The organism is Gilliamella sp. Nev3-1, from assembly GCF_001690435.1.
GTDB classification, from domain to species: Bacteria; Pseudomonadota; Gammaproteobacteria; order Enterobacterales; family Orbaceae; genus Gilliamella; species Gilliamella apicola_C.
The window spans coordinates 1-20068 of record NZ_LZHN01000027.1 but is presented as its reverse complement, the minus strand read 5'-3'; the positions used below and the strand labels follow the sequence as shown (position 1 = coordinate 20068).

Genomic DNA, 20068 nt, shown 5'->3' with positions numbered 1-20068 from the left:
TCAAAAATTTGTTGGTAAAACTTTTTCATCATTTGACGAATATTTAATTTCAGCCGAGAAAGATTATGCGAAACAACATGATATTCATAATATGACTTGGACCCAAATTGAGGCTTATCAAAGGGGAAGTTTTGCCACTTTTATAGGTGTAAATTATAGTCAAATTAAAAATAGCTTAAAAATTACTTGTATTGGTGATAGTTGTATTTTTTTATTTAAAAAGTCCTCAAAAAACTATTTAAAAAGGAAAAGATCACGTGTGAAAAAAAAGACAAGGGTTTATAGGAATTGTAAGAATAATCATAAATACGAATATCAGAAAATTTTTGATATTCCTGATTTTAAAAACTGTCCTCAACTGATTTCAACTAAGAAAAACTTTAACACTTTTGATTTTGATAAATACACTAAGTATGTAAATTTAAGTAAATATAATGATTACTATTTGTTCTTGTGTACGGATGCTTTAGCTGATTGGCTTATTAATTCTTTTAATTTATTAAAAAGTTCTACAAATCTAACAAATATACTCAATTTACAAAACAATTTGAGTAACTTAAATGAGTTTTTTTATACAAAGGTAATGGAAGCACGGAAAAATAAAAAAATGAAAATAGATGACTCAACATTAATCATTCTTAAAATAAATTAATTGGTTAAGGTTATGACATATCCTACTTTTGAGCAATATAATCAAGTATTTCAATCTCACCAAAATTTTATATCAGATAATGATTTAAAATTTGGAAATATTAAAAAATCAGGATTAGGTGTTCCTTTAGCTATAAGTGGTGGATTTGCTTTAACCTACACTATTGAAAATAAAGGTACTGATATGTCCACACTTTTTAGTACCAAAAAGATAAGGTCATAGATTCATTTTATATTCAATGGGTGACTGGTAATTTAAAGACGAATGAAGCCTGTTGTAATTAAATCAATCCACATAGTGATTAAATTGCAACCTGAGTTGTTCAAGTGAATCAAAAATCGTGTTTGACAAAAATTCAGTTTTCACCGCTTTAAATGTTGCTTCAGCAACAGCATTATCATAAGGGCATCCCTTATGGCTTAATGAACGCTCAATGCCAAATTCCTTTAAACATTCATCAAGTAGATGATTATCAAATTCTTTTCCTCTATCTGAATGAAATAACTCAACTGAATTTAAGTTAATAGGGATTTGGCTGATAGCATCCATAACCAGTTGAGCATTTTTATGTTTTCCAGCACTTCGTCCCACGATTTCTCGATTGCTTACATCAATAATCATACAAAGGTAATGCCATTGTTGTTTTACTCTCACATAAGTTAAATCAGTCACTAACACTTTGCGTTGTTGGCCTACGGTAAACTCACGATTAAGTTGCTTACTTACTGTTGATTCGTTGCTTTGTTCTGTATTAGCACGATATTTTTTACAGGTATATTTTGATACTCATCCGTTTTCTTGCATGATTCGACCAATTCGGCGACGGGATAATAGTATGCTTTTCTTTCTAAGCGCTACTTGTAGTCGCCTTGTTCCATAGGATTGATAGTTATCGTTAAATACCGCTTTCACTTTTTTACTAAGCTCTTTGTCTGTTTTTTTACTGGTTAATTGTAGTTGATAATAGAAGCTATTTCTTGACACTTGTAAACATCGACATAACGCACGTAAACTATATCGATGTTGATTCTCGGTGATTAATTTGATTTTCGTCCTATTATCAACGCCGCTTGCTTTAGGATGTCATTCTCCATTAACAATCGCTTATTCTCTTTACGTAGGGCTATGAGCTCATTTTCTTGAGCACGACGATTAGCTTGAGCTGTAAACTCACCAGTGGTTTGATATTGCTTAATCCACTTATCTAATGCGGATTTAGTCAGGTCGTATTCGGTGACAATATCCGCTCGTTTTTTGCCATTTTGGTATAACATTACCCTCTGTTTTTTAAATTCATTACTAAAACTGCGTTTTTCTCTTCTTGAAATGAGATTTGTCATTGTTGGTTCCTTTTGTTTTTTGGTTATCATAACAATGACCTTATTAAACTGGTACTAATTAGTGTAGCCTATCCATCTTTTTAAACAATAGCAATTAAAACTTACCTGTATTTACGGCACAGTTCTTTAAGGCAATACAGCCTCAGCTTCTGTTAAAATAGCTACGATTTAATGTTCAACCATTTTTTCATCATTAAATCCCCCTTTTACTTTTATCATAGAGAATTTTCTACTTTTTTGCTGTACTATTTTATGAGTTAGTTACAGTATAAAACGTATGCCTGCGGTTTGGGCAACTAAATCTGATTTGAAGTCAATTAACTTAAACAATATATTTTCAACAAAAACTGGTGGGATAGGGATAAAAGTAAGATGCTAACAGTACATAATCAGGCTATTGAGACAATATATGGAGAAATATATGGAAGAGACGCTTTAATATTAAAAGACGTCATATTAAATATGTTTCCCCTAGAATTAAAGGTAATAGCTTCTTTGGAATTGTCGCTTTGCCAACCAAGTAAAGGGCTAGAAGGAGAGGCTTTAATTTATTTTAAATTTGAAAATATAAAGAGCTTAAATATTACAATGATTGATGAATCAAGTTATCAGCCAATGATGATATCATGCTTCGATAAAATATTCGATAAAGAGAAAGATGAGCATTATATTTTAAGTACTTATGATCATGTTTTTGATGTTATTGGCCAATGTGAAGTAAGCTACAAATAGTTATTAAAATCAGGATTGATATTTAAAATCTTTCCGATTTTATTTGCTGTTTATTCTATGGCTAGTAATAGCAGAAATTAATCTTAGCTTGAATCAAAAACTCAGCAAATAAAAACAGACCAATTACCGCTATGACGAGCACTACAGATTAGCTTGGGGGGATTAAGTAGTTACCATCTTAGATTCATGGGAAGAACACCAAGCAAGAAAAGCAAAACAGGACAGGAAGTTATTGCAAGAATGCTCACTAAGGGTCGCATTCGTGATAGCGGTAACAACATGAAATTCAAAAATTCAACTAATAACCAATGGTATTATGTTCAAGATGCTGATATGGCACATTTAAAAGATGCCGTTAAATATTGGAATCAGAAAGGTAAGTGCCATAGATCTAAATCTAAGAAAGTAAGATCATTCATGAGAGATTTAGATAATTATAAATTAGAATATTTTGGTCATAATCCTTCTCAAGGAGCATGTTTAAAAGAAAGATATAGAGATTCTGAAAGTTTTATTGGTCTAATAGAAAAATCGCAGTATTTTTAACAAGTAAGGTTATAAAGATGAAAACACTATCTGATAATAAATTGGAAAAAGAAATAATTGCTATAGTAGAAATTGGTAATCAATATCATGACAAGAAAGATTTTACCAATGCCTTAAATAAATATAATGATGCTTGGCAATTACTTCCCGAACCAAAGCTAGATTGGGAAATAGCTAGCTGGATTTCAAAATGTATATATAGTGCTTATTTTGACTTATCAGATTTTATTACTGCTAAAAAATGGGGTGTAATTTCATTACAAACAAGGGGATCTAATATAAATACGGGGCCTTTAATTAATCTAGGAATGGTTTGTTATGAATTAGACCAGTTAGAGGAAGCATATAAATACTTTGATGAGGCTTATAAATATGGTAAAGCGCGAGCATTCCAGGAAAGGCAAAAAAAATATATAAACTTTTATTTAAAAGAGGCAAAAAGAAAAAATAATTTATAACTGTCGACATTAAAAAGCAAACAAACCAACGACGCTACTCAGTACTACAGCTACAACGCCGAACACCGCCTAAATGAAGTACGCATCGGCGAGGTAGACCAAAACAACTATTACAGCTATGTCTACGATGCCTTAGGTCGATGTATCGAAAAAAATCTGTTAGACAACACCTCCCCCCTATAATCGTAATCGTTTCCTATGGGGCGGCTTAACAATAATTCAGGAAACCAGCCCGAATCAGTACAGTAGCCTGTATATTTATACCGACCAAAGTACGAATCACTGGCAAGTAGAGATAAACGAAGTAATCAACCACAAAGGGTAATATACTTCCACACCAACCTGAACGGTTATCAGAAAGAGCTTATCGATACAAACGGCATCAGGAAATCCTAAGTTCTATGATTTTAGTGAAGTAAATAATGCAACTGATATGATTAATCCAAGTTAAACAGGCAAACAAAGTTTAAGTGGCAGTCAAGTTCCTTTACCTGTTGACCCAAACGAGGTATTTGTAAATACTATTACAAACTTGGATAAATTGCCTAATAGACTTGCAGCGATTAATGATCATGGTTCTCATATATTCAAGCAAAAACATGACATTTGATGAATATCAGAAATTGCTTAATCAAATTAAATGGGATTAGCTTATAAATGACAAAACTTATTGTTAATGAAAAAGAGGCATTTGCAGATTTGAAAAGAATAATGCAATCATGGGATGTGAATGAAAACAATACATCACAGAAATTAATAGATTTATTTTTAAGGCAATTAATACAATCTAAATGGGATAGAAAAAAGATATATAAATTTGCATTTTTATATATAAAAAATAATTTATCCGATCCAGATTACGATAACATTCCCGAGGCTGCTTTTGACTATTTGGATGACATAAAATCATCGATTATTGGTCATTGTAGTTATGATTCAATTTTGAAATTTCCTAATGAACCAAAAAATAAAAATGAACTAATAAGTTATGTCAGAGGTGAAAAATGGAAAAATTGATGTTCTAAAAATAAATTAAATTACTCTATAGTATCTTCAGGTACTATGATCCGGATATAGGACGCTTTACCCAGCTGGACCCAATAGGATTAGCTGGTGACTTTAATCTGTGTCACTATGCACCAAATGGATTGGCTTAGGTTGATCCTCTTGGGTGGAGTTGTTTGTTATTTCATGGGGTTCAAAAAAGGGGAACCTGTTTCTTTTAAAGCAAAACTAGGAGAGTATCAAATTGGTAAATCAGCGTTTAGTAAAGACAACACGCGGTATTTCTGTTTTTGATAATCCTACTAGTGTATCTAGTAAAGGGTTTATTCCTCATAAAATATGATATGACTACTATTAGCGATAATTTGAAAATTATCAGGTTGCGCTATCAAAAATACAGGTATTAGATTAATGAATATTATATTTCCTGATTGGTATGACAATTTGTTTCAACTTGAATGCGAATCTAAAGGAGTTGTATTAAATTTTGAAGTTACAGTAAATGGAAATATATACACATTCAATTTTTATGATCCGATACGGTTTATTCAAGATGCAGAAGATCAAATATCTGATATAGGGTATTTTAAAGATGAATATGCTGTAATCCTTAAAAAGGTAACAAAAGATAATATTATCAGATACTTATTATCAATTTAGTTTATAATGAAAATTTTTCAACAAACCTGTCATATCTAAATTACCTTTACTCATATTGACATAAGAAAGCTAAAGTATTTTTCGGCTTTATCTATCCGGAATCATAAAGATTAAAGAATATAATGTCAGCAGAATTTCAATTATTTTTTAATGATGAAAAATAAAAGAATATTGTAAATTAAGGCATTGGATTTTATGTGAGGTGATAACTATATGGGTGATATTAAAAATCTTGTTACGCGTTTAAATCATGGCGCTCAAGACGAAGTATATTGGCTTGGAGCTTGTGATGAATCACAAATTAATATACTTGAAAATAAGCTAAATTTGTCATTACCAAATGAATTAAAAGAATTTATTTTATTGGTTGGTGGCGGAGGGGTTGTTGGTGAAGAAATATCAGGCATAGTTGATAATAATGCCTTGGCTGAGTCTGGAGGAGCTATCTATTATGATACTTGTCAATGTCGAAATGAATACTCATTACCATTAGATATGGCAGTTATTTATTTTAAAGATGACGATGTATGTTGCTGTGTTGATTGTAGGAAAAATACTTATGGACAAATAGTTAATTATGATCTCTTCTCAAGAAAAATATCAAACGTCCTAGCACCGTCATTCAGATGTTTTTTTGAAGAATATGTAAACTTACGGACGTAAATTAAGACTGCCGCAACCACAACCTGATGCGTTTTAATCATCTACTTAAATTCAGAGATCAGAGCTATAGCTATCACCCGTATGGCAGCGTCAAAAGCAAACAAAACAACGACGTAACCAGCACTACAGCTTACAATGCCGAACATCGCCTAAGCAAAGCACGCATCGAACATTCAAACCACAACCAGCGTTACGGCTATGTCTACGACGCCTTAGGTCGACGTATCGAAAAACATCAGCTAGACACAAGTGGAGACCAACCCTACAACCGAACCCACTTCCTGTGGAATGGCTTAACAATGATCAGGAAACCAGCCAGAATCAGCACAGTAGCTAGTATATCTACACAGACCAGAAACAACTACAAACCACGAGCAAGCATAGACAAAAGAGGCAGCGAAGATGAAGAAATAGCCTACTTCCACACCGACCTTAACCGTTGCTCGGAAGAGCTTAACGATGCAAACGGTGAAATATTGTGGAAACGTAGCTGTCAGCTATGGGGTAAACGATTTCAGGAAATTGAGCAAGAATCAATAGAGCAAAATCACAGATATCAGGAACAATATTTAGACAGGGAAACTGGCTTATATTACAATATGTTCAGGAGCTATGATTCGGATATAGTAGATTTACCCAGCCAGACCTGATTGGGTTACTAGGTGGCTTTAATCGGTATCAGTATGCACCTAATGGGTTGGCTTAGACCGTTCCGTAGGAGGAATTGCAATTTATTACAGGCAATTAAGCACATTAAAAAGCAGCTAACTAAAGGAAAATAAGCTCTTATAAGAGTACGAAATAAAGCTGATGCAGAAGAAATATTGAGAGCGTTAATTTCCGCGAACGAAAAACATCCTCAACACAAAGGATATATGGATACCACTAAATCAAGAACATTTTGCCCACAAAAAGATGCATCTGACTGATTACCTCGTCCATTTAGTAGAAAAAGGAACTTATCATTGGGATGAATTTAATCCAAATGAGAAAATTAGAGATCATGCTTCTGAAAGTGCGCATTTGCTAATTCACATCTATAACAGTCGAATTATTAGAATATTTTATGAATAAGAAAAAATACAATAATCCTTACCATCCATTTCCCTATGAAATGAAAGGGCAATTCTTTGAAAGATTAGAAGAAAATAAAACTCGTTTTATTGAGATTTATTCTATTGAATATGCAAAACCTGGGGATGACGACGAATGGGAATTTTCCTTGTATTCGCTTTATATAGATCAACTTATAAAACCAATAATAGATGAGGAAGAAGTGTTTTTTTTATATAAGCTCCGCACATATTATGCAGATCCAGCATTAACTGATAATGATAATGCATTCAATCAATCAATAACTTCATTTGAACAATATGTTTTTTCTAATTTCGATGAATTATTAGAATATATTGAACAACGATGGAGAATAGGATTAAGTGATTTTGTTCCAATTAATAAAACAAATATACCTTATTAAAAAATAAAAATATTTGTATAAAGATACTAAATTATTAATTGAAGTTGAAAATTTATCAACAGTGATAAGGGTAGAGCAATGAAGATATTGAATTACATAATATTCCAATGCTATTAACTGTTAATAAAAGCAAAGAATATCGACACCAAATAATAAAATCGGCCACTAGCTTATAATAGATAAAATTAAGCTTAAGTGAAACACACATCAAACAATCCGATCACAGCTAGCGTTACGATTATATCTACGACACCTTATGCTTCTGTATCGAAAACATCAGCTAGGCACAACGAAGACCAACCCTACAACCGTACTCGCTTCCCATGGAATAGCTTAAAAATGATTCAGAAAACCAGCTAGAATCAGCACAGCAGCCAGTATATCTACACAGACCGGAAGCAACTACAAACCATGGGCACGCATAGGTAAAAGAGGCAGTGGAGATGGAAAAAACAGTCTACTTCCACACCGAATGGGGTTGCTGTATTCAGTATACGGATTCGATTGGCCTAGAAAACATCATGCGAATAGGTGTCTTAGAATCTTATGTAAAAGTAAAGTTTATATCACAGATATTTTAATGAGCCCGAAAGATGTAATGACTAATATTATTAGAATATATTTATAAAGGAAAGTTAACACTAAATGAGGTATTATATTCTGGTAAGAATCCATATTCTTTTTTGTCAAGTTTAGGTTATGAAACCAGATTAAAACTGACAAACAATCAAATTAATTCTAGTGTAAAAACAAAAGGTTGATAATAATGGATATTGAAAAAATAGAATTAACTAGAAGTGAAGTAAATGCTTTAACCAAAGCAATTCTTTATTTAAAGTTCGATTGTGAGGAAACAGACTCGTTATTTTATTGTAGCAGCCCCATTATTAATTCAATTTTTGAAAAATTGATAAAAATGTATGGGAATCAAAAAGATTGGAACAGAATTTTTTCAAATATTCCTGAAATGAATAAGAGTGTTGCTATTGATAAAATAGCTAATTATGAAAAACAAAACAATAGATATTTTGATGAGAAAACAAAAAATGAAATATTAGAAAAATATCTTTTCCCCTATAAATTAGACAAATAAAATTATTAATAGAGCCATGTTTCACATGGCAGGTATTATCAATATAAAAATGCACAAGGACATAAACGTGTCACAGTAGAATAAACAAATGATCCAATAGCTAAATGCGGACCAATCAAAACGTAGTGCTAATTCAATTACCTATGACTTCGAACAAGAACGATATCAAAAAATTATTGATTCGCTAACCAATGATCATCACATATATTATGAATAATAAACTTGAAAAAAAATTACTTTATAAAAAAGCAGAAGAATATGTTAGTCAATTAGAAGGAATTGAATCATTTACAATTTCGTCTGTTAATAATGAAGATTTTATTTGGTATAAAGAACAGCTTAAAATTTTTTTCAAGATTGATCAAATTGATAGCGAAATCAGGCTAGAGCACCCGATTAGCCAAAAAAAATTAATTGAAATTATAAATAACACTTTAAATAATAATTTTTTTAAATGCATCCAACTATTTGAAGAAAAAATTGCGATACACTTAAATATTAATCATCTTGATAATTTTTTAAATAGTATATTTAAATACAACCAATCTTTTGATTTATCATTATTGTTTTTACAACCTGAAAGAATATTGGTTATTAATGATGATGAATATGAAATATATCTTCATTATCGTATAAACAATTAGAGATATGCAATCAGGGCTAAAAGGAAAAATTTACCTATGTAAATGGCGCAGTATTGTGAGCATACCGCTATCAGCTCTGGGGAAAACGGATTCAAAAAATCGAACACATCCCGATACAACAAAACCTTAGATATCAGGGACAGTATTTAGACAGAGAAACTGGACTACATTACAATACTTTCTGATACTATAACTCGGATATAGGTCACTTTACCTAGCTAGCCCCCGATTGACCAGCTGGGTGACTTTAACCTATATCAGTATGCACCTAATGATTTGACTTGGGTCGATCCATTAGGATTGACTGTACAGGGAAAATGCAACCATGTCATTTCGATAATGTAAGGATTAAAAGATTTTATTTAGATATATCTATAAATGGAAGAAAAACTACGGAAGCTAAATTAGGTTTAGATAAAGCTGACAATCTTATCTGGAAGCGGTTTAGTAACATGAAAGGTATTAGTAAAAAATCCATAACCCAAGCGAACAAGCATATAGACGGTTTGATAAACAATAAAAAATTATGGGGAAAACTAAAACTCAAGTATCTCATGCCATAGAAGAATTTAAAAAGATATTAAATGACTCAAATAGTAATAAAAAGTCAATTGAATTGGCCGAGCGGGGTGTGGTTAAATTTTCAAAAATGCAGGAGAAAATTAATGGACTTAACTGATTTTCTGAGAACAGGAATATATTTGGAATTAAAAGTAGGCTTATCAGAAAAAGAAATATATTCTATTTTGCAAAAAAAAGATTTGGGTAAAAAATATCACTTTGATAAATTGAACAAAAGTGAAGGTTTTTCTTATTTTTATGATTCACTGGAAATAATGGTAGTTGATTCCAAGATACATTCCTTAGGATTTGATGTAGCTCGTCATCCAATTACTTTATTAAATAATGTAATTATATACTCTGAAACAAGTTTTGAACTTATTATGAAATATCTCGATATTGCTGATATAAACTGGTCTTTTGAAAAAAAATATTGTTATAGTCGTGAATTAACGATCAAAACAGAAGGAAATGTTTTAATTGGTTGTGTATATGATAAAGGCAATTATTGGCTATCAAAATTCAAAACATTCAAGTAGATTATTCATCTTTTTTATTCACAGCCAGATGGGTGCACCATCAACAGCCTGTATTACGGTTCCGACAACCTGCACCGCGAAGTATTACGCCACAAGAGCGGCTGAACACCACATTCAAATATGACTGCAACACAAACCAACCCAGCGTGACTAGCATTCTACCCTGCCCAGTATCTTAACAGAACGCAGCTACCAGTACGATCGCCTCGACCGATTGATAAGCACAGAATACAGCAACCTGATTCTCCTACATTTCAGAGGATATCACTACGACGGCCTGAAACGCCGTATCGAAAAACATCAGCTAGGCAGCGCAGACAACCCTACAACAGTACCCGCATCCTGTAGAATACCTTAAAAATGATTCAGAAAACTAACCCGAATCAGTACAACAGCCTGTATATCCATACCAACCTGAACGGCTCTCCAGAAAAGCTTACCGATGCAAACAATGACATCGTCTGAAAATACTGCTATCAGCTCTGGGGTAAACATATTCAGGAAATTGAACATCAATAGAGCAAAACCTCAGATGTCATGAATAATATTTAGGCAGAGAAACTGGACTACATTACAATACTTTCAAGCACTATGATCCAGATATAGGAAGCTTTACCTAGCCAAATCCGATAGGATCACAGGGTGGCTTTAATCTGTATCAGTATACGCCTAATGGGTTGACTTGGTTGGATCCATTTGGATTAATGAGTTGTAAGCTAAATCATCAAACAGGGAAAGTTATAAAAAATATGGATATGCCCGTAATCAACATGGTTCTCAAATTAATGCACAAAAATTAATTGACCAAGAAAAAAATCCAAAAGACTCTGAGCCTATAAGGCATTTAATGATAACAAAATAATAGAGGAAGCGTTTGCTAAAGCACCAACACACATGGAGCACATGATGTTAAAGTATCACAATTATCAAAAATATATTATCCTGATAGAACAATAAAAATAATGGATATTGTAAGATTTATAAGAGTAGTCATTAGAGGCAAACCTATTATAGCCTGTCCCTATATTCCTGGAGATTAAAATGGAAACTATATTTGAGGTTAACTATCAAAATCCCATAGGCGATATTGATGATGATATTGATGACGAACTAACTCCTTTTCAATATGCATTGGAAGAATTGAGAAGATATGCTGAACCTGAGTTTTACATTAAACTGAAAGGCGACTATAGAGTACATTTTTACATTTATGCGGACATAACAGCATGTTATGAAGACATTGTTAAATCTGTCAAACGAGTAAAAAATAATTGGGCAGGCAAAGATGATATTTGGTTTTGTGAGCAAGGCTCTGATTTTTACTTCTATTATGAAATTAAAGATAAAGGCGTAGAACTTGAATATAAGAAAGGACCAGATGTAGGCATATATAATGGAAAAATTCCTGATATGAAACTTTTTATCAGTAAATTAGAGTACATTCAGGTTTGGGAAACTTTATTTAAAGAATTATCGACACTTATTGAAGAAAAACTGAATAAAAAAATTAACTTACCCTTTTAATAATGTTTAAAAGTATTTAATTGGTTTGGAAGACATAAAAACCAATACAGTGTCCACGGACAAATCGGCTGCAAACAAACCAACGGCGCTACCCAGCACTACCACTACGACGCCTTAAGCCGGTGTATCGAAGAACATCAGCTAGGCAGCGCAGGCAACCCTTATAACCGTACCCGCTTCCTGTGGAATGGCTTAAAAATGATTCAGGAAACCAGCCAGAATCAGCACAGCAGCCTGTATATCTATACCGACCAAAGCAACTACCAACACTGGCACGCATAGTTAAAATAGGTAGTGAAGATGAAGAAATAGTTTACGTCCACGCCGATCTAAATACTTCAAAACCAGAAAATAAATTTGGTCGCGTTCCTCACTTTTATACTGCTGATGATTTGTCTGATGATCCTCTCCAACCAAAAGTAAGATATAATCAATATGGTAAACATATTCCTGAAAATATGACAAAAATTACAAATGCTAAAGGCAAAAAATAATGTCATTATCTTTAAAAGAAAGATTGAAATTATCAGTTATTGAAAAAGAAAAAAAGGCAATTCTTCAAAATATCTCAAATAAATTACGGATTGATAATAACAGCTATTCGATAACGTTTGAGTCGCATGATTATAATGTCTTTTTGTCAAAATTTATTGATAATATTGAACATCAGTCAGTAGATTTATCAGTAAAAGAAAATTTATTATTTAACCGATTTTGTGATTTTTTGAGTAGTATTGATACTAATGATTTAGTAGTTTTTCAAATTATCACTTGTAATACATATTATTATTTAAAATTGCATATTAATAACATTAAGCAAAATCCAACATTATTTTGGAATATGACAGTAAAGAATAGTAACAAGACGTTAGAGTGTTTGCTAGTTGCCATAAATAACTCTTTTGGATTTTCAATTTTACCAACAGAGAATTTTTATGAGTTAAGAATATGGAATGGTAATAATGAGTTGACTTAGATTGATCCTTGGGCTTAAATAATGAATTGTGTGCTTTTGGAAACAAAAGCAAGCCCAAAAACCAAGAGCAAGCAAAGATATTGATACTGATAGCACTGGTATGGTAGAACCTCAGGTTGATAAAAAATTACCGCAAGGTGCATCAACCACATTAGATCCTAATAAGTCTCCATTAACTGAACATTACTATACAATACCTGAAGGAAAATCATTCCCTAATGGATTAGGTATTAAACGTGATATATTCATGAATGAATTTAAAAAATTATTTAACTCAATTTCTTGTGAGTATGGTAGTAACAAAATGAAAGATAATACAATTTTTTCTATAGAATGGTTTAATTTAAAAGAATCTGAAACAAATTTATTTTCTTCTAAATATTATTTTAGAAAATCAGAATGTTTTTTCCAACAATTACTATTAGCATTAAACACATTATCAGAACAAGGAACAGCGTTAAGATTCATAAGAGATGATGATTTTAATGACGAAGAATTAGAAATATTAATTCCTATAATTATAGACATATCAGTCGATGGCAATATTGATAATATTCCTATAGCTAGAGATATATTAATCAAATTTAAAGAGAATAAAATCGTAAAACATAAATTAGGCAGTATGTTGGATCATTACCTTGCTTCTTTCGATGACTTTATATACCGAAGATTAGCTGAATTACTACTATACTTAAATTTCTCAGACTTAAAAATCAAATTAATGAATAAATGCCTAAAAAGTAACAATAATGACTTAATTGAACTATATCAAGATCTTATTGAAAATTAAAATAATAGATTAGTATTTAGATAGAAAATTGAGAGACACCATTCTATATTATTTTGTGTATTTGCCAGTTAAAGGTAGCGGTTGATTCTGCCATCAAATTCTAAAAAATGAACCGGTGCCAAATCAGTTAAAACCTTACAACAGGTGAAAGACATAGAGTCGACTTTGTGGTTAAAAGGCAAATGGCGTCCTTATGAGATAACAAGTAAAACTGCCTCTAAGCATAAACAATTAGCAAAAGAAGCTCGGATACATAGTACAGGAAGTATATATGTGAAAAATAAAAATACTAACGAACTGATCGAAATTGAAAGTATATCAAAAGTTATAAGGCAAAATAATGAATAATGAAGATTTTGAATTACATAATATTCCTATGTTATTAGGCGCAAATAAAAGTAAAGAATATCAAAACCAAATAATAAGATTATCTACTAGTTTATTAACGTTTCTCAAAGAGAACCATTTACTAATTAATGTAGAGCCATTTGATCTAGAGGGAAATTTGAAAACTGATTTTATATTAATGAAATCTGCTGTTACGGAAGATGGTTTTGATTTATTCAGGAAATATGTATCTGGATGGCTTAAATATTTAGATAAAAGTACTGTAGAAAATAAGTATGAAAATATTAGTCGTTTGGAAAAAGGCTTAGCTAAAATTAGAGAGTTAAAGAATTTATAAAATTAAATACTACGATTATCTAAAATTTTATTATATTACTATCAAATCAAGGCATTTTAATATATAGATTAGTCGATTTGGCCAAAATCTAAGATTAAAATACAATGTTTAGCACATGTTGACCGAAGTATCCATCGAATACCCAAGCTAGTGAGCGTTACGGCTATGTCTACAACGCCTTAGGTCGACGTACCGAAAAACATCAGCTAGACAACGCAGGCAAATCCTACACCGTACCCGCTTCCTGTGGGATGGCTTAGCAGTGATTTAGGAAACCAGCCCGAATCAGCACAGCAGGCTGTATATCTATACCGACTAGAATAACTATGAAGCACAGGGAAGAGCTGGTGTTCCTGAAAAAGAAAATTGGTATACTAAGAAAAATCGTAAAAATTCATAAAGAAATTAGCAAATGTTAATGGAGATATCATGCACCTAGTATATGAGCTTACACCTTCATCAAACGAAAATAGTGGTATCAAATTTGGTGGAGGAGCATTTATTGACGGCAATTGGCCCCAAAATCCGTTAGGTGAAAATTTAACATTATTATTCACAATCGATAATGATAAATTATCTGATTCTATTAGTGGAATTAATCTTCCTAAAGCTAAATATATTTCCGTATTTTCAACATATAATGAAAATAGATATTTTTTGGACGATATTGTTTATTTCGGTGATGATGCAGAACTTGATCATTTAAAATCAGGATTTACCAGAGTTACACTAACTGAGACATCAAAATTACGTGAAAATAGTAATAGTCTTGTTCCTCAATATCTTGAATTAGAAAAGACACAACTAAAGAATAATGAGTACCCAGCATTTTCTTTTTTGTCAAATAAAATACCCAATGGCATTGTGGCTTGTGAAAAATTGCTAAATGAATATGATTTTATTGGCCAATTATATTCATCAGATATTCCCGTTCATGATGGTGGAGCTTTATTTTTATCTGATGCTATTGGATATTTGTTTCTAAAAAAGAAAATTGATGATTTTAATAATGCAGGACTTTTTTTTGTTCAAACGGCATAATTATTTTAATATAACTATCTAACAATAATTTATAAATGTGCTAATAGTAATAGTTTCCTTAATATTTTGTAGGGAGATAATGTATCTGTTTATTATAATCTAAGCTGTAACGCCCCTCTAAAATAGTGCAACAAAAGAGTAGAAAACTCGCCATGATAAAAGTAAAAAGTGATTTAATCATGATGATGATTGCCAAATAAACCTCATGGAAGCATAAAGCAATCCATATAAACACATTGGTTATAGTGTTATAAATATAGTAAGAGATGTTGATAAATGATAAACATTAATGAAATTCGAGATTTTATAAATAGCTCATTATATAAAACGGCATTAGATAAATTAGAGAAAAAATATAAAATTACGACAAACGGAAAAGAATTGCCATCGGTATTGTTTGAATATGATGCAAATGAAATAAATTTGTCTGGTGCCACTTTATCTGATTTAAAAAACATATTGTCGAATAATCTTGCTTCTTTTTTGAAATATATAGCGATTAAGTTTGTCGTTCTCTTTGATGAACCAGATGAACAAGAAGGGAATGATGAAAAGGATGTCACTATTTCAGTTAATGCACCCTATGAAAATTTTCTTATTATTCATTTATTAGAGTATTATTTACTTACTAACGATGTTGATAACCTAATTAATTATCTAAAAAAAATAAAAATACCGTATAGTAAGAAATATTGTGGACAATTAAAGAAAATATATGCATTACTTTAATCAAAAAATCGGCAATATTTACAATCTTTAACGATAAAAAAGTGAATAAACTTATACATAGTCTTATTATCATTCATACATAAATAATCGAGAGACTATTAGAAAAATAAAAAAGCTTGATTTACCCACTGATATACAAACAAAGTTGTTATCGCAAGGTGCGTTTTAGTTTGGATAATAGGCGCCTTTATACTGCTAAAAAGGCTGGAATTTCTAAGGCTCCATCTAGATGGGCTACTTAAGTGGATCTGTCTTCAGCTACTTTATGGCGGCGTTTTACAACTAAAACCGGTGGTAAATCAATAAAATTGAGGTGTAAATAATATGAATACAAAAGAAATTCAAACAAAATACGGTATAATTTATGCGCGAAGTGCATTAATATTATCTGACGTAAAATTAGAATGTATACCATTTACTTTAGTTGTTAATACGTCATTAGCATTATCAGGCTGTAAACCGAAGATATCGAATGTTCCAGAAGTTAAAGTTACATTTACTTTCAGTGATATTTATAGTTTATTTATTTATAGAATGGATGAGTATCCTTATGAGCAATATTTAAAATCTAGTTTTGATTTAGTTGATGAGGTGCATAAAAAAGGAAGGCAACGTATAGTACTCAGCACTTATGATCATATTTTTGATGTAATTGGTAAATATGAAATTAAATATTACTAAAAAATAAAATTATAGAAGTTAGCTCAATAATTAGATATATGTAAGATAGAGAGTTATTGCATCAAAAACAAACAAAGTGCTAGCCACAACCAGCGTTACAACTACGCCTACGACGCCTTAGGTCGACGTATCGAAAAACATCAGTCAGGCAGCACAGGCAAACCTTACAACCGTACCCGTTCCTATGGGATAGCTTAACAATAATACAGGAAACCTGCCCGAATCGGCACAGTAGCCTGAATATCTACACCCACTAGAGCAACGACTAGCCACTGGCACGTATAGGCACAGACGGCAATTAAAAACAATATATCCGCTACTTCTACGCCGACCAGAACGGCTTACCGATGCAAACGGCGAATAACTCTGGGAATGTAGCTATCAGCTCTAGGGTAAGCGCATTCAGGAAATCGAACACAAACCAATAGTGCAAAACTTCAGATATCATGGGTAATATTTAGACAGAAAAACTAGACTGCATTACAATACCTTTAGGTACTATGATCCAGATATAGGACGCTTTACCCAGTCCAACTCAGTTGGGCTGCTAGGTAGGTGTAATCTGTATCAGTATGTGCCGAATGGGTTGACTTGAATTGATACAATTGGATGGTATAAAAATAGTAATGACACTAATTGAGATTGGGTTTTATATGATGTAATGGATAGGAATCTAAACGCCGTGCTAAAACAGGAATTAGTAAAGCAGAAGATGTAATGGCTGGCGGATAAAATAGACGTGCTTATACGAGTATAAGAAAAGTACGAAAAGCCCCTAACTTTGGCAATGCAGAATCGAAAGTAGTCCGTACTTATAGAGGAATAACTAAAGATAAAATGAAAAGAATTGAGGCAAGAAGAGTTAGGCTTTTAAGAATATTAAAACATGAATTGCCACCCAATCAAGAAAAAGATAAACGTTATAGACCCAGTACTAAAAAGAACAAGTGGTGCTAACTATTTTACAAGGTATATTATGGGAAAAAAAATAATGGTGTCATTGCCTACTGAAGTACCAAAAATAAATGACAATGTGAATATGCATTTCATGTGGATAGAATTGAACAAATATATTGATAACTTGTTACCGCGAATAAATATTTTAGATTTAAATGGGTGGCGTATTTTAATAATGATTAATTCTCGGGCTACAAATGGTATTGGGGTTTTCAAAAGATCAATGCGCTATCCATCAGATAAGGAGTATGTTATTTCTATCTCTATTTGCATTCCTGATAAAAACCAGGCTCCATATGGATTAAGAGAAGTAAAAGAAAGTTTTTTTAAACCGTTAAATGAAAATTTTTTCATTTTAGATCCTGAATTTGAAAACTACGAGAGTTTATATAGTTATATTTTTGAAAGTGCAAAACGTGCAATAGGTTTAGCTTTTACGAAAGGTATTGTCTGTGGTGGCAAGAGAATAAAATTGCAGAATTGAAATCACAATAATGAAGTTATTAAGAATAACGGGCTTTCAAAGTGATACTATCCTGATACATGTAGATTCACTGATTTAGCCGGATTGCTAGGTGGCGTTAATCTGTATCAGTATGCGTCTAATGGGTTGACTTGTATCGAAGCATGGGGATTAAATTATTCAGACATATTTCGAAGAATGACAAAAAAGAAAAGTAAATCCAAAGTTGTAGACTCAGCTAGAACATTGAGTGCTAGCCCTAATAGGGATATTCCTGTATGTAACAGATCATTGGTAATGATTTGCAGCACGTACAAAACAAATCAGGACATGGCGCAATTCAACCTAAACAGTCGATGCTTCTTTCAAAATACCAAACAGCATTGGCTAATTAAAAAAGTAAATGGATAAAATGCTAGAACAACAGAAATTCCTTGATTATATGAAAAAAGAAATATCTTCAAATAAAGATTTATTGGAAATTAGAAAGGTATTAGTTGATTTTAAAAATAAAGGCATGCCACAGATTTGCATGTATGATTGTTTACAAAACCTGAGATATCTTGACGAAGAAGATATTATTTTAGAATTAATGGATTTTGTTATAGGTTTTTGTAAGCCTGAGTTGGCTATATATAGTTAATTTAGAAATATATTCTAGAATTTATTGAATAATAATCTTCATTACCTTTTCTTAATTTTGTTGTTTGAAAAGATATTGGCATTCCAATATCTACGATGCTCTTGGCTAGCATATCGAAAAACATCAGCTAAATAGCACAGCCCCCTACAACCGTATCCGCTAGAATGGCTTAATAATGATTTAGAAAACCAGCCCGAATCAGCACAGCAGCCTGTATATCTACCCCGGACAGAGCTGCTACGAACCTCTGGCACATATAGACAAAAGGGGCAATGAAGATGAAGAAATTATCAGCTCTGGGAGTAAAGGGATTCAGGAAATTGAACACGCATCAATAGATCAAAACTTCAGATATCAGGGACAATATTTAGACAGAAAAACGGGGTTATATTACAATACTTTTAGGTATTATGCCTTGATATAGTCCACTTTATCTAGCCTGACCCAATTGGATTGCTAGGTGAATTTAATCTGTATTGTAAATACCCCAAACTTAGTACACAACTCACGTAGAAAATTAAGCTGCCTGTTTTAATGTTTTATATTCGAGCGGTGTCATGTTATTTAATGCCTCATGCGGTCTTTCGGTGTTATAAATCGTTAACCATTCTTCGGTTATTCTCCTTGCTTGTGCTAAGTTGTTAAAAAGATATAAATCGAGTACTTCAGTACGATAGGTACGATTAAATCGTTCAATATAACCATTTTCATAAGGGCTACCGGGCTGGATATAATCAATGGCTATATCATGTGATTTAGCCCAGTTTATAAAGGTTTTTCCTGTAAATTCTGGTCCATTATCGACGCGTATTTTTAACGGATAACCATGATACTCCGCCAATTTATCCAAATAACGAGTCACTCTACCTGCGGGTAAACTCACACCAATATCAATACCTAATGCCTCACGATTAAAGTCATCGATGACATTGAATGTCCTAAAGCGACGTTGATTACGACTACTGTCACTCATAAAATCCATTGACCAACATTCACCTTGTTTATTGGGGGCTAATAACCTTTCCGGGCATCGTGGAGGAATGCGTTTTTTACGCTTTACCCTGAGATTAAGCTTTAATTCACAATACACCCGATATACCCGTTTATGATTCCATTGATAGCCGAGCTTTCTGATACGATTAAAACATTTAGGAAAGCCCCAGCGTAAATGCCGGTCTGTGATAGCATTCAACACCGAAACAATCACCG

General features: G+C 32.2%; 26 protein-coding genes and 4 pseudogenes. 28 read left to right on the top strand and 2 right to left on the bottom strand.

What is annotated here, in order from left to right:
* On the top strand, nt 1–652 hold a 652-nt coding region (locus A9G40_RS14925; RefSeq protein WP_065582200.1), incomplete at its 5' end, for a hypothetical protein.
* A gap of 12 nt (nt 653–664) precedes the next feature.
* Nucleotides 665–874: a hypothetical protein gene (locus A9G40_RS05280; RefSeq protein ID WP_065582199.1), complete on the top strand. Its 210-nt coding sequence runs from the start codon at nt 665–667 to the stop codon at nt 872–874.
* On the opposite strand, the pseudogene A9G40_RS14615 reads toward A9G40_RS05280, so the two are convergent.
* Nucleotides 869–1980 (bottom strand): annotated as a pseudogene (locus A9G40_RS14615) (IS3 family transposase). The gene A9G40_RS05280 and the pseudogene A9G40_RS14615 sit on opposite strands and share 6 nt — an antisense overlap.
* A 384-nt stretch (nt 1981–2364) precedes the next feature.
* Between A9G40_RS14615 and A9G40_RS05265 the strand changes: the two are divergent.
* The 26 genes and pseudogenes from A9G40_RS05265 (at nt 2365) to A9G40_RS15770 (ending at nt 19283) form a co-directional block, all read left to right on the top strand.
* Complete coding sequence (locus tag A9G40_RS05265) at nt 2365–2724, top strand: hypothetical protein (protein ID WP_065567338.1); 360 nt, start codon at nt 2365–2367, stop codon at nt 2722–2724.
* 186 nt (nt 2725–2910) lie between these two features.
* Nucleotides 2911–3270 (top strand): GH-E family nuclease, encoded by a 360-nt coding sequence (locus A9G40_RS05260; protein ID WP_065582197.1) that lies wholly within the window; start codon nt 2911–2913, stop codon nt 3268–3270.
* A 17-nt stretch (nt 3271–3287) separates the two neighbouring features.
* The gene (locus A9G40_RS05255; RefSeq protein WP_065582196.1) at nt 3288–3728 is read left to right on the top strand and encodes a hypothetical protein; all 441 of its coding nucleotides are present in this window, start codon (nt 3288–3290) and stop codon (nt 3726–3728) included.
* A gap of 657 nt (nt 3729–4385) precedes the next feature.
* Nucleotides 4386–4745 carry a hypothetical protein gene (locus tag A9G40_RS05250; RefSeq protein WP_065582195.1) on the top strand — a complete coding sequence of 120 codons (360 nt, stop codon included), beginning with the start codon at nt 4386–4388 and terminating at the stop codon, nt 4743–4745.
* A 20-nt stretch (nt 4746–4765) separates the two neighbouring features.
* A pseudogene (locus tag A9G40_RS15785) lies at nt 4766–4882 on the top strand (RHS repeat-associated core domain-containing protein); the annotation flags it as partial.
* A gap of 262 nt (nt 4883–5144) precedes the next feature.
* A complete protein-coding gene (locus A9G40_RS05245) occupies nt 5145–5393 on the top strand; it encodes a hypothetical protein (protein ID WP_065582194.1) in 249 nt (82 codons plus the stop codon).
* Between the two features lie 213 nt (nt 5394–5606).
* Entirely contained in the window at nt 5607–6056 is a 450-nt protein-coding gene (locus A9G40_RS05240) for an SMI1/KNR4 family protein (RefSeq protein WP_065567335.1), read from the top strand.
* A gap of 26 nt (nt 6057–6082) precedes the next feature.
* Nucleotides 6083–6706, top strand: coding sequence for an RHS repeat domain-containing protein (locus tag A9G40_RS14225; RefSeq protein WP_081295763.1), 624 nt, complete (start codon nt 6083–6085; stop codon nt 6704–6706).
* Nucleotides 6707–7122: 416 nt separating this feature from the next.
* Entirely contained in the window at nt 7123–7533 is a 411-nt protein-coding gene (locus A9G40_RS05230) for a hypothetical protein (protein WP_065582192.1), read from the top strand.
* 766 nt (nt 7534–8299) lie between these two features.
* Nucleotides 8300–8626, top strand: a complete 327-nt coding sequence (locus A9G40_RS05225) for a hypothetical protein (RefSeq protein WP_065567038.1) — start codon at nt 8300–8302, stop codon at nt 8624–8626.
* 209 nt (nt 8627–8835) lie between these two features.
* Entirely contained in the window at nt 8836–9270 is a 435-nt protein-coding gene (locus A9G40_RS05220; protein WP_065572374.1) for a hypothetical protein, read from the top strand.
* 68 nt (nt 9271–9338) lie between these two features.
* Nucleotides 9339–9576 (top strand): annotated as a pseudogene (locus A9G40_RS15780) (RHS repeat-associated core domain-containing protein); the annotation flags it as partial.
* A gap of 220 nt (nt 9577–9796) precedes the next feature.
* On the top strand, nt 9797–9949 hold the full coding sequence (locus tag A9G40_RS14920; RefSeq protein ID WP_176700440.1) for a hypothetical protein: 153 nt from the start codon (nt 9797–9799) through the stop codon (nt 9947–9949).
* A complete protein-coding gene (locus A9G40_RS05210) occupies nt 9936–10370 on the top strand; it encodes a hypothetical protein (RefSeq protein ID WP_065582190.1) in 435 nt (144 codons plus the stop codon). The genes A9G40_RS14920 and A9G40_RS05210 overlap by 14 nt, the downstream gene beginning before the upstream one ends.
* Before the next feature lie 1041 nt (nt 10371–11411).
* Nucleotides 11412–11894 carry a hypothetical protein gene (locus A9G40_RS05205; RefSeq protein WP_065582189.1) on the top strand — a complete coding sequence of 161 codons (483 nt, stop codon included), beginning with the start codon at nt 11412–11414 and terminating at the stop codon, nt 11892–11894.
* Between the two features lie 182 nt (nt 11895–12076).
* A complete protein-coding gene (locus tag A9G40_RS05200; protein ID WP_065582188.1) occupies nt 12077–12388 on the top strand; it encodes a hypothetical protein in 312 nt (103 codons plus the stop codon).
* On the top strand, nt 12388–12870 hold the full coding sequence (locus A9G40_RS05195; protein WP_065582187.1) for a hypothetical protein: 483 nt from the start codon (nt 12388–12390) through the stop codon (nt 12868–12870). The genes A9G40_RS05200 and A9G40_RS05195 overlap by 1 nt, the downstream gene beginning before the upstream one ends.
* 28 nt (nt 12871–12898) lie before the next feature.
* The gene (locus A9G40_RS05190) at nt 12899–13660 is read left to right on the top strand and encodes a hypothetical protein (protein WP_065582186.1); all 762 of its coding nucleotides are present in this window, start codon (nt 12899–12901) and stop codon (nt 13658–13660) included.
* Between the two features lie 340 nt (nt 13661–14000).
* On the top strand, nt 14001–14345 hold the full coding sequence (locus tag A9G40_RS05180) for a hypothetical protein (protein WP_065579962.1): 345 nt from the start codon (nt 14001–14003) through the stop codon (nt 14343–14345).
* Nucleotides 14346–14774: 429 nt separating this feature from the next.
* A complete protein-coding gene (locus A9G40_RS05175; RefSeq protein WP_065566956.1) occupies nt 14775–15386 on the top strand; it encodes a hypothetical protein in 612 nt (203 codons plus the stop codon).
* A gap of 276 nt (nt 15387–15662) precedes the next feature.
* Nucleotides 15663–16115 carry a hypothetical protein gene (locus tag A9G40_RS14215; protein WP_081297875.1) on the top strand — a complete coding sequence of 151 codons (453 nt, stop codon included), beginning with the start codon at nt 15663–15665 and terminating at the stop codon, nt 16113–16115.
* A 324-nt stretch (nt 16116–16439) separates the two neighbouring features.
* Complete coding sequence (locus A9G40_RS05165; RefSeq protein WP_065566957.1) at nt 16440–16796, top strand: hypothetical protein; 357 nt, start codon at nt 16440–16442, stop codon at nt 16794–16796.
* A 430-nt stretch (nt 16797–17226) separates the two neighbouring features.
* A pseudogene (locus A9G40_RS15775) lies at nt 17227–17385 on the top strand (RHS repeat-associated core domain-containing protein); the annotation flags it as partial.
* 387 nt (nt 17386–17772) lie between these two features.
* Nucleotides 17773–18237, top strand: coding sequence for an Imm9 family immunity protein (gene imm9, locus A9G40_RS05160; protein ID WP_065566960.1), 465 nt, complete (start codon nt 17773–17775; stop codon nt 18235–18237).
* Nucleotides 18238–18619: 382 nt separating this feature from the next.
* Nucleotides 18620–18859, top strand: coding sequence for a hypothetical protein (locus A9G40_RS15210; RefSeq protein ID WP_218057943.1), 240 nt, complete (start codon nt 18620–18622; stop codon nt 18857–18859).
* Nucleotides 18860–19070: 211 nt separating this feature from the next.
* Nucleotides 19071–19283, top strand: a complete 213-nt coding sequence (locus A9G40_RS15770; RefSeq protein WP_141675195.1) for an RHS repeat-associated core domain-containing protein — start codon at nt 19071–19073, stop codon at nt 19281–19283.
* Between the two features lie 93 nt (nt 19284–19376).
* On the opposite strand, the gene A9G40_RS05155 is transcribed toward A9G40_RS15770, so the two are convergent.
* Nucleotides 19377–20068: IS3 family transposase (locus A9G40_RS05155; RefSeq protein ID WP_176700415.1), on the bottom strand; the 692-nt coding region annotated here is incomplete at its 5' end.